Source organism: Gemmatimonadota bacterium (assembly GCA_026705765.1).
Classification (GTDB): Bacteria; Latescibacterota; UBA2968; order UBA2968; family UBA2968; genus VXRD01.
Map to the genome: position 1 here is coordinate 1 of JAPPAB010000021.1, position 16,017 is coordinate 16,017.

The 16,017-nt window shown below is 48.7% G+C and carries 14 protein-coding genes; 6 read left to right on the plus strand and 8 right to left on the minus strand.

Annotation, left to right across the window (positions count from 1 at the left end; all coding sequences use genetic code 11):
• The 6 genes from OXH16_02395 to OXH16_02420 form a co-directional block, all read left to right on the plus strand.
• The coding region (locus OXH16_02395; GenBank protein MCY3680218.1) for a hypothetical protein at positions 1 to 987 on the plus strand (987 nt) is incomplete at its 5' end.
• 20 nt (positions 988 to 1,007) lie between these two features.
• Positions 1,008 to 2,438 (plus strand): sulfatase, encoded by a 1,431-nt coding sequence (locus tag OXH16_02400; protein MCY3680219.1) that lies wholly within the window; start codon positions 1,008 to 1,010, stop codon positions 2,436 to 2,438.
• Positions 2,439 to 2,465: 27 nt separating this feature from the next.
• Positions 2,466 to 3,632 carry a mandelate racemase/muconate lactonizing enzyme family protein gene (locus tag OXH16_02405; protein ID MCY3680220.1) on the plus strand — a complete coding sequence of 389 codons (1,167 nt, stop codon included), beginning with the start codon at positions 2,466 to 2,468 and terminating at the stop codon, positions 3,630 to 3,632.
• 13 nt (positions 3,633 to 3,645) lie between these two features.
• Positions 3,646 to 4,392 carry a phytanoyl-CoA dioxygenase family protein gene (locus OXH16_02410; GenBank protein ID MCY3680221.1) on the plus strand — a complete coding sequence of 249 codons (747 nt, stop codon included), beginning with the start codon at positions 3,646 to 3,648 and terminating at the stop codon, positions 4,390 to 4,392.
• Between the two features lie 26 nt (positions 4,393 to 4,418).
• Positions 4,419 to 5,903, plus strand: coding sequence for a gamma-glutamyltransferase (locus OXH16_02415; protein MCY3680222.1), 1,485 nt, complete (start codon positions 4,419 to 4,421; stop codon positions 5,901 to 5,903).
• Positions 5,803 to 6,048 carry a gamma-glutamyltransferase gene (locus OXH16_02420; protein MCY3680223.1) on the plus strand — a complete coding sequence of 82 codons (246 nt, stop codon included), beginning with the start codon at positions 5,803 to 5,805 and terminating at the stop codon, positions 6,046 to 6,048. The genes OXH16_02415 and OXH16_02420 overlap by 101 nt, the downstream gene beginning before the upstream one ends.
• A 66-nt stretch (positions 6,049 to 6,114) precedes the next feature.
• On the opposite strand, the gene recQ is transcribed toward OXH16_02420, so the two are convergent.
• The 8 genes from recQ to OXH16_02460 form a co-directional block, all read right to left on the minus strand.
• The gene (gene recQ / locus OXH16_02425) at positions 6,115 to 8,439 is read right to left on the minus strand and encodes a DNA helicase RecQ (protein MCY3680224.1); all 2,325 of its coding nucleotides are present in this window, start codon (positions 8,437 to 8,439) and stop codon (positions 6,115 to 6,117) included.
• Between the two features lies 1 nt (position 8,440).
• On the minus strand, positions 8,441 to 9,391 hold the full coding sequence (locus tag OXH16_02430; GenBank protein ID MCY3680225.1) for a hypothetical protein: 951 nt from the start codon (positions 9,389 to 9,391) through the stop codon (positions 8,441 to 8,443).
• Positions 9,392 to 9,909: 518 nt separating this feature from the next.
• A complete protein-coding gene (locus OXH16_02435; GenBank protein ID MCY3680226.1) occupies positions 9,910 to 11,271 on the minus strand; it encodes a hypothetical protein in 1,362 nt (453 codons plus the stop codon).
• Complete coding sequence (locus OXH16_02440; GenBank protein ID MCY3680227.1) at positions 11,268 to 13,862, minus strand: YHYH protein; 2,595 nt, start codon at positions 13,860 to 13,862, stop codon at positions 11,268 to 11,270. Before OXH16_02440 ends, OXH16_02435 begins: the two co-directional genes overlap by 4 nt.
• 122 nt (positions 13,863 to 13,984) lie before the next feature.
• On the minus strand, positions 13,985 to 14,524 hold the full coding sequence (locus OXH16_02445) for a periplasmic heavy metal sensor (GenBank protein ID MCY3680228.1): 540 nt from the start codon (positions 14,522 to 14,524) through the stop codon (positions 13,985 to 13,987).
• Between the two features lie 12 nt (positions 14,525 to 14,536).
• Positions 14,537 to 14,848, minus strand: coding sequence for a hypothetical protein (locus tag OXH16_02450; protein MCY3680229.1), 312 nt, complete (start codon positions 14,846 to 14,848; stop codon positions 14,537 to 14,539).
• Positions 14,849 to 14,885: 37 nt separating this feature from the next.
• Complete coding sequence (locus OXH16_02455; protein ID MCY3680230.1) at positions 14,886 to 15,485, minus strand: sigma-70 family RNA polymerase sigma factor; 600 nt, start codon at positions 15,483 to 15,485, stop codon at positions 14,886 to 14,888.
• A 35-nt stretch (positions 15,486 to 15,520) separates the two neighbouring features.
• The coding region (locus OXH16_02460) for a hypothetical protein (GenBank protein ID MCY3680231.1) at positions 15,521 to 16,017 on the minus strand (497 nt) is incomplete at its 5' end.

The window sequence follows — 16,017 nt, forward strand, 5'->3', positions numbered from 1 at the left end:
GTATTCGCCGACCGTTATGTCGCCATTCGTCCCGGCAAACAAAATGTCTATGCAGGCGAATCCGTTCAAATCCTGCTCACCACCGTCAATGACAAAAACGATCTATCGGGCACACTCTCTCTTCGCATCACCACAAACGATGGACAAAATCTTCTCGACATAAACGAACAAATAACAATACCTGCGGGCATCACAGACCTGGCGACCTACGAAATCAACACCAGTGGCGTCGAAGGTCTATGCCAGATCGAACTGACATTCACATCTGGCGACCCAGAACCCATCAAAAACCAGTCCAGCATCTACGTCCTCGACGAAAGCAAATCCGCCATTCCAGATGTACCCCTTGCGACTATCGACCTCAACGGCGCACTCGGCAGATATCTTTCCAACACAACCGCCTTCTCCACTCACTCCCCCACAGACCATCTCGTACTCATCAACCTCCAGGGTTGGAACGGCAAACCCGATACCCGCTTCGCCGATCTTGCCACATGGGTTGAAAACGGCGGCACAGCACTCTTTCTCAACCTGCCAGCCATGTACCTCCTCGAAATGGTGCCGGGAAAAAGCCGTATGTCTCGCTACATTGAAAAAGACATCCTCTTCCCATTCTCACTATCACTCTACTCCGGCAAAGGGTTGTGGACGCCGTGCAGTCATGTCGTCAAAGACCACCCCTTCTACGATGGCTTGCCCTCAAATTGCCTGATGGGACAAGAATATCAAAACATCTCCTCCCAGTGGTCCATTGTAGAACCCAAAACCGATTGGATCGGCGGCAACATCACCTACGACTGGTATGCGGGTCTCAAACACAAACAAAACTACATCGGCGTCACCGAAGCCTTCCATGGCGCTGACCTCACACAAATCACTCACGGCAATGGCAAATACATTCTTTGCACACATCGCATTGTCGAAAACCTGGGCACAGACCCGGTAGCGGATCGTTTACTGAGCAACATGCTCAAGATCCTCCTGTAACCATTATGAAAGGAATTCCCATGAGTAATGAGAAACGCCCCAATATTCTATTCGTATTTTCTGACCAGCAGCGTTATAGCGCGCTGGGGGCGAATGGCAATGACATAATCCAAACGCCTGTTTTGGATGCGATGGCAGATGAAGGAATGGTGTGTGACAATATGTTTTCCAACCACCCGCTGTGCTCGCCTTATCGAGCGATTTTGTTAACCGGTCGGTATGGTTGGCAAAATTTGGTGATTGATAATGAGTACAGTCCGCGACGAGATATCCCAACCTTGCCAGGCACTTTGCGCGAGCATGGGTATGGCACTGCGCACGTGGGTACATGGCACCTGGGTAAAGGGCCGTACGGCGACGACAATCGGTACGGGCTGGATTATCTTGCGGCGCTGGCAGGCGGAAGAGGACGGGGCGCCTACTTCGACAGAACCTATTACGAAAACGATGAGGGCCCGAACTTTTACGGAGGCTGGGCTCCAACGAACGAAACGGATTTGGCTATTCAATTTATAGAAAAACACCTGAATGCTCGAACAGACGATCCATTTGCCGTCTTTGTGTCCTGGCGACCTCCTCACTGGCCATATAAGCAGTATCCCGACGAATATAATATTTATAATCCCGCGGACATGGATGTGCCGGGTAATGTACCAGACGAGATGAAAGCATGGGCACATGAGGAACTCGCAGACTATTACGGGTGTTGTACAGGACTTGATGCAGAGATGGGGCGATTGTTGGAAGCCCTGGATCGCCTGGGGGTCAAAGACAATACAATTGTCTGTTATACATCAGATCATGGAGATCACCTTTCAAGCCATGGGTATGGCAAACCCAGTAGTAGATGGTTGGACGAGTCGATGCGGGCTTCAAAAGCAACACCTTATGAAGAATCTTGCCATGTGCCGTTTGTGGTGCGTTGGCCCGATGCTATTGAAGCAGGTACGCGAACGGATGCTTTCTTTGGTGCGATTGATATTGTACCTACATTGCTTGGTGCTTGTGGCGTACCCTTACCACAAGGTCTGCAAGGGCGAGATATTTCGAGCGTGTGGCAAGGTGGCGAAGCACCTGCAGATACGGAGTTAACGCCTGGTGGATCGGAATCTGTCTATTTGCAGAATATGGCACACGGTTGGCCCAATCGCGACGGTTGGGTTGGACGCTGGCGCGGTGTGCGTACCGAACGCTATACGTATGCGCGTTGGTTTGCCAATGAGCGAGGTCCCTGGCTGTTTGACCGGCAGGAAGATCCGCTCGAAATGGTTAACCTGGCGAATTCTGCTGAAGCGCGGTCAGCACTTCAAGAAATGGAAGAAAGATTGCATCGCTGGATGGAAGGTACAAAAGATCCATTTGAATACGGTAGGCGTGGTCCCCGCGGCTTTTTGGAATTGGGACAGGAGTTTGCTGATCCGGATAAGTATCCTGGCTGGGGCGTTGCATAATTGACAAATGGTAGAAAGGAATCACAAATGCGAATAGAACAAATCGACGCCTATGTCGTCAAATTACCCCGTCCCAATATCGCTGAAAATATTCCCGATTATGCGCGTTCTCGCAAATCGCTCTCTTATGACACAACGCCTCCCATCGACGACATGGCAGCTGCGCGTTATGCCGAAGCGCTCTTTGTCAAAATCACCGCCGACAATGGCCTTGTCGGATGGGGCGAAGGCCAGTCCCTGCTCGTGCCCGAAGCCACCAAAGCAGTCGTAGATCGCCTGTTTGCCCCCATACTCATCGGCGAAAATCCGCTCGCCCGCGAAAAACTCTACGACATGACCTACGGCACCATGCGCGGTCGCGGTTACCGCTCAGGTTATCTCGCGGCTGCTCTTGCGGGCATCAACAACGCCCTCTGGGATCTATCGGGCAAAGCCCTCGACGTACCCTGCTACGTCCTCCTCGGTGGCCCCTACCGCGACAAAGTGCGTATCTACAACAATATACATGGTCCCACACCCGAAGTCGGTGTTGAGCAAGCCCTCAAAGCCGTTGAAATGGGTTACGACGCGGTCAAATATCACCTCAATCGGCCCTTAAAAAATGCCGTTGCCGTCGTAGAAGCCACACGCGAAGCCGTTGGTCCCGATGTCGATATTCTCGTCGATCTCACCTGGCATTACGATGTACCCGGTGCAATTGCCCTGGGCAAAGAACTCGAAAAATTCGACGTATTCTGGCTCGAATCGCCCGTACCCAGCGAAGACCTCCGCCGCCATGCCGAAGTGCCGCGCGACCTCACCCTGCCCATCTGCATCGGCCAGGAATATTACAACGCCTATCAATTCCGCGCTGTTCTGGAAGCACATGCCGCCGACATTCTCCTGCCCGACCTCGCGCGAACAGGTATCACGGGCAGCCAACGCATCGCCCACCTCGCCGAAACCTTCGACATCCCACTCGCCCCAGCCGTCGGCGCGGGCAACGTCCTCTCCACCGCCGCGCAACTCCAGCTCTCGGCAGGCATCCTCAACTTTGTCATCATGGAACACTTCGACCAGAGCTTTCAGTTGAAAAGCGATCAAATCCTCAAACACTCCCTCACCCGAAATGGCAGCTATCTCGAACTGCCCGATCGCCCGGGACTCGGCATTGAAATCGATGAAGAAAAATTGATGCAGTACGCAGTGAAATAAAACAGGAGCAAAAATGCCCAAAAATCTCGATTATAAAAAAATCATGACCGATCTCGATGAAGTGGGATTCCACATCATTCCTTCGGTCATCCCAGAAAAAAAAGCAGATAAAGCACGCGGTATTCTTGAGCAACTCCTCAAAGAAGAAGCCACCGAGCAATCGCTTGCAGCCAAAACGCAGCGCGTAGGGCGCATCGCCGTCAAGCACTCCATCTTTCTCGAACTCATGTCCCACCCGACCATCGTAACCCTGTGGCGCAAATACCTCGGTGACGACATGGTCTGCTCCACCTGGTCTGGCAATACAGTCTATCCCGGCGCAGACAGTTTTGGCTGGCATTCAGACTACCCTTATTGGTCTGTGCAACCGCCCTGGCCACCCGGCCGTCTCGCAGGTCAAACCATCTGGCTTTTGAACGATCTCACCGAAGAAAACGGCGCAACCGCCATGCTGCCCCAAAGCCACCTCAAAGGCGAACCGCCACCACCCGAACTCAAAAGCCAATGGATCGACGGCGGTAAAATCCTCACCGGCAAACGCGGAAGCGCCATTGTCATGCACGGTGCCTGCTGGCATACAGCTCGCCCAAACCAAACCGATGAAATTCGATCTGTCCTCCTCGGCATGTATATGCGCCCCTGGTTCATCCCACAAGAAGACATGCGCGGCCAACTGGCAGAGTTAGAAAACCCTTCTGACTTAGTACGCCACCTTATGTGCGCCAATCAACGGACGCCAAGTAATGTTGGCGCACATTAATGAAATAACACAGGAAAAAAACGAATATGACTGAGGGACAAGAAGTTACCAGTACAACAGGAGCAGTTGCAGCCGGACCTCCAGAGGCGGCAAGAGTCGGTGCGAGAATACTCGAACAGGGCGGCAACGCCTTTGATGCAGCAGTGGCGACCAGTATGGCATGCTGCATGTTACAGCCACAATCTACGGGTGTGGGAGGTTATGTACTGTGTGCCGTGATCCTGGAAGGCGCCACGGGCCAAGTCTGGTCGATAGACGCCAATTCAATTTCGCCCAAAGCGGCTCACGAACACATGTACACTATCCTGCCAACGCGTACCCCCGGAGGCATCAATGAAAAAGAATACAACTGCAGCGTAAAGGACAATGCCAACGTCCATGGACCTCTCGCCATTGGTCCCCCGGGTATGATGGCAGGCATGGGCACCATTTGGGAAAAGTGGGGAAAACTCAAATGGTCCGATGTGGTAGCACCATCGCTGAAGCTACTCGAAGATGGCTTTCTCTTTGGTTCTACTGCAGGGGCGATCAAAAATCTCCAAGCCGTGATCCGCAGATTTGAAGCAACAGAAAAACACCTGATGCCCGAGGGACGTGTCCCAACAGCAGATGACATCTGGCACCGTCGCGATATGGAAAAAACCCTTGCAAGAGTTTCAGAAGCCGGATGGCAGGATTTCTACACGGGGGAAATCGGCAATAAAATAGTAGATCACGTTCAGGCCACTGGCGGTATTTTGACAATGGAAGATATGGCTGCCTTCAAACCAGGCGTGACCGAACCATATACCACGACCTACCGCGAGGCATCCGTACATGGTGCAATTCTGCCCAACGGCGGATTGTCCAGCTTGCAACTGCTCAACATGTGGGAATGCTTCGATCCCCTGCCGGAAGACACGGTCGAATACTGGCACCGATTCGCCGAGCTACTCAAGCTGGTCTGGCGAGATCGCCTTCTCCATCTCGCAGATCCAAACCATGTGGATGTACCGATTGAGCGACTGCTGAGCAAAGATTATGCAGCCGGTCGCGTGGAAACACTGCGCCAGTTTCCCAATGCAGTAGATCAGCTTGTGCCACCGCCAATGGGTGATTCAAATGATGGTACGCTCCACGTCTCTTCCGCAGATGCCGAAGGAAATGTGGCGGCCGTAACAATTTCTCAAGGCGGCGCTTTCGGCTCCCTTGTTACGGTACCCGATACAGGCATCATTCTGGGACATGGAATGTGCAGGTTAGATCCCAGGCCTGGGCGCAAAAATTCCGTGGCTTCGCTCAAGCGACCACTGAACAATACAGTTCCGCTCATCATTCAGCTACCAGATCGGGATGTGGCGACCGGAATGCCAGGTGGCAGGCGTATCATCTCGGCGTATCATCTCTGTGAACGCGCGTGCGGCCCAAAAAATCGTCGATTACGGCGCAACATCCTTCGAGGCTGTCAGTGGTCCAAGGATGCATGTACAAACCCACGAGCCGGTAAGTGTGACCCGTGCCTTGCCCGATGATATTGTGAATGGATTGATCGAAATGGGCCACGAAATCACATCGGTCAACAGTCTGGGCGGCGGGATCCACTGCGCGGAGTTTCTAAAAGCAGAAGGAACCGTCCGGGCAGGCGGCAATACATGGTCTGCTGGAAGTGATCCATAAATTCAAAGCGCTTCGAGATCTGGTCCTGACGGATGAACCAGAATCCAATGCTCCCTGCCTTTGGGCCTAAAAATTTTGCCCGTGTTTTTGGCAATAATCACAAATGATAGGCAAAAAGACATCGGCATATTTCTCAAGTTTCACAGGACCGACACCGGAAACCTGCCCGAATGCTTCCACCGATTGTGGTAATTGGGCAGCCATTGCTCGCAACGTCCTGTCGTGAAAAACAACGAACGCTGGTACGTGTTCAGCCTCCGATAACTCTCTGCGTTTAGTGCGAAGTTGCTCGAAAAGTTCATGACTATATTCGTTTGATTCTTCGGATGTCGTATCCTGAACAGGTTCTTCAGTTATGTGGTCTGCCGATTCCACAGGAAATCCCCAAAACTGCATTTTGCCTCTGATCACCTCACGCCCATTATGCCTCAGCTTGAGACTGCCGTGTTGTAGATCTCGATAGAGAAGTCCATGTTGGAGGAATTGCAGTGCCAGATTTTTCCATTGTGTTTTGTCATATTCTCTGCCCGTGCCATAGGAGGAGAGTTGGTCGTGCCGGTTCTTAACAACCTTCTTTACTTTTGAACCGCGTAATACATTGATAATATGCTCTACACCGAAAATTTGCTTTGTTTCGACAACAGAAGAGAGGAATTTGCGAGCCGGATCCGTCAGGTCAACTCGCTCCATTTCCGCCTGGAGACAGTTATCACACATTCCACAATTTTGTTCTTCGTAATGCTCTCCGAAGTAAGCTAATAATCCTTTGCGGCGACACGCTGCAGAAGTCGCCCAATCAACAAGCGTCTGTAATCGTTTTAAAGCTCCTTCTCGCTCAGATGGCGCACCTTGATCTATGAAATATTTGATGGTGTCAACATCACCGTAATTGAACAGTAAAAGGCAATCCGCCCGATGTCCATCCCGACCAGCACGCCCAATCTCCTGATAGTAAGACTCAGGTTCCTTTGGCAATCCTATATGTAGTATGAAACGTATATCTTCTTTATCAATCCCCATTCCAAAAGCTATTGTTGCGACTATCACCTGGGTGTCCCCGCTGATGAAAGCTTCCTGATTCTGCTTGCGGGTTTCGCTATCCAGGTCTGCATGATAAGGAAGTGCCGGAATCCCACGTTCAACTAAATTGCGAAACAGCGATTCAACTTGTTTCTTCGTCTGGCAGTAGATGATACCGGATTCACCGCAATGGGTATTGAGAAATGCCAGCGTCTGCTGTAGCACCGCCTCTTTTAATTCAATACCCATGAAGAGATTTTCCCGGTCAAAACTGGCAATGAATTCATTTTTCGCCTGAATTTTGAGCAATTGTTTAATGTCCTGCTGAACCCGTGGAGTAGCAGTAGCTGTCAGCGCGACGCAGACAGCGTTCCTGAATCGTTCACGAACGGAAACCAGTTGTCGATACTCTGGACGAAAATCGTGGCCCCACTGCGAAATACAGTGTGCTTCATCAATTGCAAGACAGGCCACATGTGACTCATCGAGCATCAACAAAATCTCAGGTCGCAGGAGCGTTTCAGGCGCAACGTAAAGTAGCTTAATGTCCCCTCTTTTGACACGTTGCATTGTGGCAACATATTCTCGCTGGCTAAGGGTACTGTTGAGAAAAGCGGAGCAAACATCCCGCTGTTGCAACTGCATCACCTGGTCTTGCATAAGCGAAATCAACGGAGATACGACAACGGTTAGACCATCGAAGATAAGGGCGGGCAGTTGATAGCAGAGCGACTTCCCACCCCCCGTTGGCAGAATGATCAGCGCATCGTGCCGGTTGAGAATGTGGCTGATTATTGTCTCCTGCAAAGGTCGGAACTGTTCATATCCAAAAACGTCTTTGAGCACCTCTTGGGCTGACAGAAACATTTGTCCTTTTGTCAGACGCTCAATAACGTCATCCTGCGTCTGCTGCTCGTCGTTTTCGTCAATATGAATCACGGGGAGGTCCTGTGCCGAGAGCGATGCTCCGATGAGTTTGCTTCGATGGCAGTGTTCCGGCTTTCCTTCGCTACACATGAGAGCAATACATTGTTGTTGAGCAAAAGCCGTTTGGAGACGTTCAATTCCCCTCTGATAGATTTCGGTATCCTTTACCTTTTCGTAATCTACCTGCCCTTTCGCATCATAACAAGTTTCGTCATCGGGATGCCCGCCCAACGTATCACCCATGAACACATACCTAATCCGGTGCTGTTGCAGTTTCGCCTCCAGCACCTCTTTGGAAAATTCGGGTTTATAGCGAGAATAGGGAGTTGAGCGCACATCAATAAGGTAGGCAATTTCATGTAGTTGTAGTACTTCGATGAATTGCTCAATGGAACGGCTACCGTAACCGATGGTGTAAATTGGGATGGATGATATTTTTTTCATATCACGTCGTTGAATCTAACATGCGTTCAAATTCATCAAGATTGGACACTTGTATCGCCGCACGGTGCAACTGCTTGAGACGTTGTAAATCTTCAATAGCTGAAATGCGAGCAGATAAGGGATCTGTCTGGTGGAGATCAAATCGGATCTCCAACACGTCGAGGATATCCTCAATAGCGCGTTCTCTACCTCCTTGCTCAATGCCTTGCTCAACACCCTCTTCTCTGCCCTGCTCAAAACCTTCCTCTCTGGCTTCCTCTCTGCTTTCCTGGGTAAGAGATTGAAAAAGTGATGATTCGCGGATCAGATCCATGATGCCCTCCTGTAAAATAATAGCAGAAATGACTTCAGACTCATATACCAATTCGCTCAACGCCACCATGCCTGCGAGATAATCGGCTCTGGATGACCGAGCGATGAGGCGCGTCCGAGCCGTATGAATACACTGATGCAACCATACATCCGAGGCCATCCCTTCAGGTGGCTTCATCAATGGCGTGAAAGGGATCAGACCCGATTGCCCCGATTCGAGGACACGCTCGCCTTCTATCTCAATCAGTCTGATCACGCGATACCGAATCGTGATTTCGTAGTCGAGATGCTCCTGGACATAGTACCCGAGATCGCGTTGCCCAGCATTGGGACGCAGGTAGATGACATTGGAATAGATCGGCAGACCGTGATGCTCAATGGCGCGTCCGATATAGCCCGCCATGCGGCGTGGCATGGGTGGATTGGTGCTGTCAGTCGTTTGAAACTCGTTGTGAACCAATACCTCCTCGTCACCCATACGCACGCGAATCAGGCTATCGGTTTGGCGTGCTTCAACAGTGTATTGCCCTGTGTCAATAACTGCAAGAACTTCAATGTCCTCGCTCCCGAGGGTGAAGCTGGCAAAGTCGTCGGGATATTTCTGAATCAGGTGTTTGGATATCGTATCAAATTCGGCCATTTGAGATGCCTGGTCTGAGAGTTGGTCGTATTTTGGACAAACGCAACAGTCAGAACTCAAGCAAATATCAGGCCAATGTCACAGCATCGCACGACAAATGGTATGGACAGCATCAAATACCCTTATTATGTCCTTCAATATGCTGTATTGCCCCTTTTTTTTCAACTTGAATTTAAGGATCACCTGTTTGGCGCAGAACAATCTCTGTATATTTTGAGCGATGATTGGGCGGTAATTTGAAAGATATGTACCACTTGCCCATCTGTCCGCCGCGCTGTTTATCTGTGGTTAATTGCATAACATCAGGCTAAAAAAGAATACGCCGCGCAAATTTGCGCGGCGTAGCGTGTTAGACGAGGCTTATGGATTTCTGGCCCTGCGTCGGGGGTCTTCTCTCCTGCCGAAATGGAAGTGTTCACTGCTCTTTTAATGGCACATAGAAAGATCTCCCTGCGCCAACCTGACGCTCTATAAACGCCATCCCTTTTTCAGCCAAAGAAAAATTTGAGCTGAATCGTTTAATTTGTGACTCGAAGTGCTTTAAGACTTTGGATTTGTTCTGCACCCATCATAGACTCTATGAGATGATATGTTAATGCTTCTACCACTACTCTGCGGCCCTCACCCTGGCCAGCCAGGTCAGCATAGTCCGTTACAAGATGATCTACTGGCAGCGTAGGATCTTTTTTGAGAGCATCCAATTTCGTGATCAAAGTCGCTCGGCCATTAACATAATCCTGGGTATAACCCACAACATTAGTCGAGAGACCACAAAGAATGGCTTGTTGATCTGGGGTTAATACCTGATCGATCAAATCCGCAGCTCCCCCACGATTCACTGATGTTCGATCTACATACCGAAAGCTTGAAAACCCAAAGTAGTTGCCAATTTTACCTCTTGGCAAAAAGAGCGCGTCATCTAAATCACCCGTTGCCCAGGCAACGAACTTGCTCGACACTTCCTGCATCAATGTAGCATCATCACGGCTAAGTGCGTTAAATTGAGTTTTTGCTTCTGCAGCATATGGCAATGAGGTATTTTGCATCTGATCTACGGTGACAACGCCACGACGAATATCTTCTAAGTATTGCACCTGTTCAGAGCTTAAAAGAGGTAGTAATTTTGCATAGTATTGGGCCGTTATGACCGTAATGGTGCCTTCGTATTTCCCTATTGATTGTATCAAGTTCATCACACGAACATAGTCCATTGTAACGTTATTTTTTAAACGCCACAATTCATCGACCAACAAAACACGGTCTTCCAAAAACCCGTTGATTGCCGTTCGATGCTCGGCCAATAATTCATATAACAACGACCGTTGAGTATCATCCAAAAGCTCCAGGACTTCCTTATAGATTGCACCCCGAAAAGAGGCATCTGCATTGTTCCCATCGCGTTCACGAATCTCGTTCCTGAGTGCTGCAAAACCAAAATAATTTGCCACCTCACCAATGGGTTCATAATGTGCATCTTCAACCGTGCCAGTAAGCCACACCAACAATTTTGATGCCGTTTCAACATAAACATGATCAACACCAACAAGATCCTCTTTTGCACAATTTTGTTGTTCTATAGGCACAACCTGCCAATCATCTGGTAGCTTGTAAAATGCAGACTGCTCGGGTAAGGATGTGTCATCATTCTCACCATATGCTCTAACAAATATCAGAAAGTCAGGAAAATCTACCTGCCCATTTTGATTGAGATCAAATTGGGCTTGATCGGTGCCAAAAGCACCAGCAAAGGCGAGAAAATCGGCAAAATCGACCTTGCCATTTCCATCAAAATCAGGCTGTGACGCTTTCAAAGTAATTGGGCTAAAAATGCAAAATAAAGCGAAGACCGCACCCAAAGCCCATTGTGTATATCTGATCATTTTTTGTCTATCCGATAAGAATAGCTCACCTCGCCATTTGTCCGTCCAGCACCTTCATCTCCTGGCAGATAAGCTCTAATATATTCCACCACAACATCATCTGGAGAAACAGTCACACGCAGATGCCCTGAATTTCCCAGGACAGTGCCACTAAAATACCCCCCTTCAGCAGCTATTTTGTCACCATTCCGATAATTTGTATTACTGGGTTGTGGCAACACCTGATACACCACGCCATCTAACTCCTGCTTCACAAACACATGGTCATGACCGTGAAAAAAAGCCGACACATTGTTCTCTACCATCAATTGATGAATCGGCTTGTCCCATCCCGCGCGTTTAGTGTCAAACCCCCAACTGTCGTCTCTATTCTTTCCGCCCCATTCGTAATACGGAGCCATCTCAATACCGCCGCGTCCTTCTCCTGTATGAATACCCCCCACCAGGTGATGTGAAAATACAAACTTAAAGGTAGCATCACTCGTCTCCAGCACCTGCCGAAGCCACTGATATTGCTTTTCGCCAAGGGTCCAGCGCCAGTTATCCGATACCCCGCCGCGTTTGGGTTTTGTTGTCGTGTACCAATAAGGATCAATCACGACAAATAGCGCATCTCCCCACGACCATGAATAATAACTCTCTCTCACGCCAACAAATGGCTCTTCATCGGAATCTCCGGAGTAGAACACATCTGGCACGGGATTCGGATAATATTTTTTTCGCGCCATTGTAGCCCAAACAGCCACATTGTTCGGCGTCCCATTCAAGGACCACCCCTCTTCCCCATCGTGGTTGCCATTGACGAGAAATAGCGGAATAGAATGTGTAATCTTTCCAAAATTCCCACGCTCGTACAAATACCGACGCTCAACGGTTGCGTAATCGGGTGCGGGTCTTACAGTCGCCGTAAGTGGTTCTGAGTGTTTGTTGCACATAAATGTATCACCGAGATCAATGAGAAAATCGGACTGATATGCTGCGACATTTTCCAGCGAGCGATGGTAGAGTTCCAGGCTGGATCGACCATCTAAATGAGCGCAGGCCTGAATTGAAAAGGTGAATGTTGTACCCGGTGGACGATATGTGTGAAACATATATTCGCCCCGCCTTTTGAACTCTGTTTCTCCTGCGCGCCGGTAGCGCGTTCGATAATAATACCGCGTGTTAGAAAGCAATCCCTCCATCGCAATTTCAATCGGTATATCTCGTGATCCCTTCACCATAGATGTCTGCTTTGTGTAAACACCTGATTCTGTTCCGTATTCCAGATAAATTTCCAGGTCTGCTGATGGAACCACATTGACAGTTATGGATCTGTCGGTTGGTCGTCCCAACAACTCGGATGCAACAAACAAAGAATCGGAATCCCTATCGGGTGGATCGGTTACAGTTTGGGGGCCTGAACCATCAGACCCACCGCTCTGGCCTGACGTTCCCCCACCACCTTGCCCCCCAACACTCCCATTGGAGCGGTAAGTCTGTCGCGTGATATTGCCACTGGCATCTGTAAATTGAAAATCATAATCCCCATCTGGTCTGAGAAAATAGGCAATCGCGTTTGTTCCACCGTTTGCCTCATACGTAAGCCGATACCAGCCATCTATATCCTTCACAAAATCTGTGATATTCGCCCTCATACCCGTGCCCGAAGGCCGAACGGGCCTTGTACGGGGTTGATTTGCGACTTCTTCTCCCCTGAAAAGTTCAATAACGCCCTTAAATCCGCCATTGACATAGGGATAATCCAGCGTGCTGTGATAGTGATAATTTCCATTTGCATCAAAATGTCCGTTCAAATCGTCCAGGTTAGTTGCCGGGGTACCATCGGGTTCATTGAGACCATACATCGGATAGCCATCCAGGGCATACGCAATAGGTACGGCATCGCCCACTTTTTCTGTAAGAAACAACGGCGCGATATGGTAGTGATAGTCATCTGCGCGACCAGCATGTCCCCCAAATTCATCTAACTCCCCAGCCAAATACGTGTCGGTGCGACCATTCTGTTTGATAGGATTAAAAATCGGCACACCGTTAATCGCCAGACCAATAGCTCCCCGAAACAGCGTCTGGCTTGCATACACTGGCACATCTGCAACCGCGGGTTTCAATGGAATCTGCCAGGCATTATCGCCCTGATAAGGCTGTGGCAAAGGCACCTGCTGATTCCAGGCTGCAATCCCCACCATCATGCGGTGATCGGGAAAAGCGTCGGACTCGATATACAAAAAATCATCATCCCACCGGATATTCAGCCGATCTGCAAAATGCTGGAATGCTTGTGCACTAAAAGGGGCATCGCCAGGTGTGCCACCAGCGGGTCCAGACCCGGACTGTCCAAATGCAGAGATAAACAACAGAAAATCGGGAAGATCCACCAGACCATTCTGATTTAAATCGAATTGTATCTGTTGTGAACCAAATGCAGACGCGAACATGATAAAATCCTCGATGTCCGTTTTTCCGTCGTCATTGAAATCTGTCACATCACTTTCATCGCTGTAGAGCATGTGCCCTTCTACATAACTGACACACAATACACTCATCATGCAAAAAACCAATCCGAACATCCTCAATTGTCGCCTCATCATTTCCCACCTCCTGTAGTCTATTATCTCCGGCTTATAGGCTTAGACGGCAGATAGCAAGAAACCCTGCGGGCAAAAAACAAAAAACTCGGCAAATGCCGAGTTTTTGCAAAAAAGACTGTATTTCAGGACCCGTTATTGGGAGGGCGAGATCGCCCACGACGCAGGGAGCGACTGTTGCCCTGCTTCATAAATACTTCATCTAACAAGGCTTTCAAACTCTCTCCCTGGTCTTCGCCAATCAAGGCTTTCAATTCCTGAAAATGTAAGAAGGTCTGTTTCTCAAATTCAAATTGTTTATCGGCAATCCGCCTGGCTGCTTGATTTATCTTGAGCGTGTCTGCTTTGCTTGCAAACATCTCTACTTGTAACTGATTCCGCTTCAAATCTCGAATTTCATTTCGCAATATTTTGCTCTGCTGAAGATATGCACTGTGTAGCTTTCTAAATTCTCGAGCTTGCTCTCTGCTTAAATCAAGTTCGCGTTCAATGAATCGCTGTATTCTCTCCCTGTTATCTAACGCATGAGTCCCAGAAGGGCTTCTCACAGGTCGCGGGGGTTTGTTGATCTCTTTATACCACAACAGAGACAGTGTAGATACATTAAAAAGCAGAAGTAGCGCGATAGTCCACGCACCAAATCCCTTTTGCCAGAAATTGCTCATATCAGCATCCTTTTATTCCTCTTCCTCAAGAACATAAAATTCGGCGAACGCATTAATCATCTCACTCCGGTCATAGGCATCTGTTTGATCACTCCCAATGAGATAAGTCACCGTCACAATATTCCAAATAAGGAGCAGCGAGAGAGAAACGAATCTCAACACACCAAATGCGAATCGATACTTGTGAGTCACTCCTCGATGCAACCCATCAATCCTTGCCCGAAGTTTTGTATAAAAAAAGGGCGAGGATTGTAGTCTCTCGGCAGACTCAAAGCTCTGAAGCGTTTTCTCAACAGCTTCTTCTATTTTTCGTTCCCGGCTCATAGACTTTCTTTCCTCATCTATAGTTAGACGCGATTTTTTATAAATCCCTTCGCACTTTTTTATCTTTAAAATCTTCCTCATAATATCTGTAGAGTTTCTTTCGCAAATTCTTCAGGCCTCGTTGAATGAGGGAATCAACAGCCGAAACAGTTGTCTCCATAACATCGGCTACTTCTGCATAGCTAAATCCCTCAAACTTATTTAAAATTATAGCAGTCCGTTGTTTTTTTGACAAAGACGCCACAGCCTGTCTCAAAATCGCAGCACATTCCTTTGTCTCCAGCACAACCTCGGGTTGAGAGTCTGGAGAAGCGCGCAACTGATTCTCCACTTCCTCAAGCCCCAGGAAATATCTGACCTGTCCAAAGCGCTTTTTGCGGTTTTTCTTTCGAACAAAATCCAGCGACTTATTAACGGCAATACGGTGAATCCAGGTACTCAACTTCGCATCGCTCCGAAAATTTCCAATTGAGCGATAAATTTCCACAAATACATCCTGCGCCACATCTTCTGCATCTTCCCGATGGTTGACAAACCGATAGCACAAATTCAATACACGCTCCTGGTATTGATCCACAAGTATCTTAAAATCAAAGTCTTCGCCTTGATTTTCTTTATAGAGATTTCGTTCTGCCATCACAATTGCCAATCAAATATCGACTTAGCATAACACTACTTTACGGTATATCGCACAATCACTTCATTGTCCAAAATGAGATTCGATGACCAGATAAATTGTGCATCGTGCTCAGGATTATCAAATAGATCCGTAAAATTTGTATATGCGGGTTTATTGTTCACGCCAACTGTCGCATTTGTATAAGTATATGCCCATGGCCAGGCCGAATCATCAAAGTCGCTATCGTACCAGTCAGATGGGACGGGATAGTGCATGGCATAAAATTGACTCCCATCATTTGTGCCACGCGTGTCACAGTCGCCGGATAAATGCTCGGTTTCCTTCTCGACAATACAGCTCAAATCTCTGATGGGTGCAATATAGAAAGTCTGCGCTTTCCATTGACCATTTGTAATTGCAACAGCATTTCCATTGGCATCGTGAAAACTCGCTACCAAACCACCATCTCCAGGATGATATAAAAAATTGCGATTAGCTTCTGTGCCAAGCCCCAAAGTCTCTTCCCAATCGACCAGCTTCATTGCAATCG

Bases quoted from the DNA above. Each gene is read 5' to 3' on its own strand.
- OXH16_02430 (MCY3680225.1), bottom strand. From the start codon at position 9,391: ATGGCCGAATTTGATACGATATCCAAACACCTGATTCAGAAATATCCC.
- OXH16_02455 (MCY3680230.1), bottom strand. From the start codon at position 15,485: ATGGCAGAACGAAATCTCTATAAAGAAAATCAAGGCGAAGACTTTGAT.
- OXH16_02450 (MCY3680229.1), bottom strand. From the start codon at position 14,848: ATGAGCCGGGAACGAAAAATAGAAGAAGCTGTTGAGAAAACGCTTCAG.
- OXH16_02440 (MCY3680227.1), bottom strand. From the start codon at position 13,862: ATGATGAGGCGACAATTGAGGATGTTCGGATTGGTTTTTTGCATGATG.
- OXH16_02445 (MCY3680228.1), bottom strand. From the start codon at position 14,524: ATGAGCAATTTCTGGCAAAAGGGATTTGGTGCGTGGACTATCGCGCTA.
- OXH16_02415 (MCY3680222.1), top strand. From the start codon at position 4,419: ATGACTGAGGGACAAGAAGTTACCAGTACAACAGGAGCAGTTGCAGCC.
- OXH16_02400 (MCY3680219.1), top strand. From the start codon at position 1,008: ATGAGTAATGAGAAACGCCCCAATATTCTATTCGTATTTTCTGACCAG.
- recQ (MCY3680224.1), bottom strand. From the start codon at position 8,439: ATGAAAAAAATATCATCCATCCCAATTTACACCATCGGTTACGGTAGC.
- OXH16_02435 (MCY3680226.1), bottom strand. From the start codon at position 11,271: ATGATCAGATATACACAATGGGCTTTGGGTGCGGTCTTCGCTTTATTT.
- OXH16_02405 (MCY3680220.1), top strand. From the start codon at position 2,466: ATGCGAATAGAACAAATCGACGCCTATGTCGTCAAATTACCCCGTCCC.
- OXH16_02410 (MCY3680221.1), top strand. From the start codon at position 3,646: ATGCCCAAAAATCTCGATTATAAAAAAATCATGACCGATCTCGATGAA.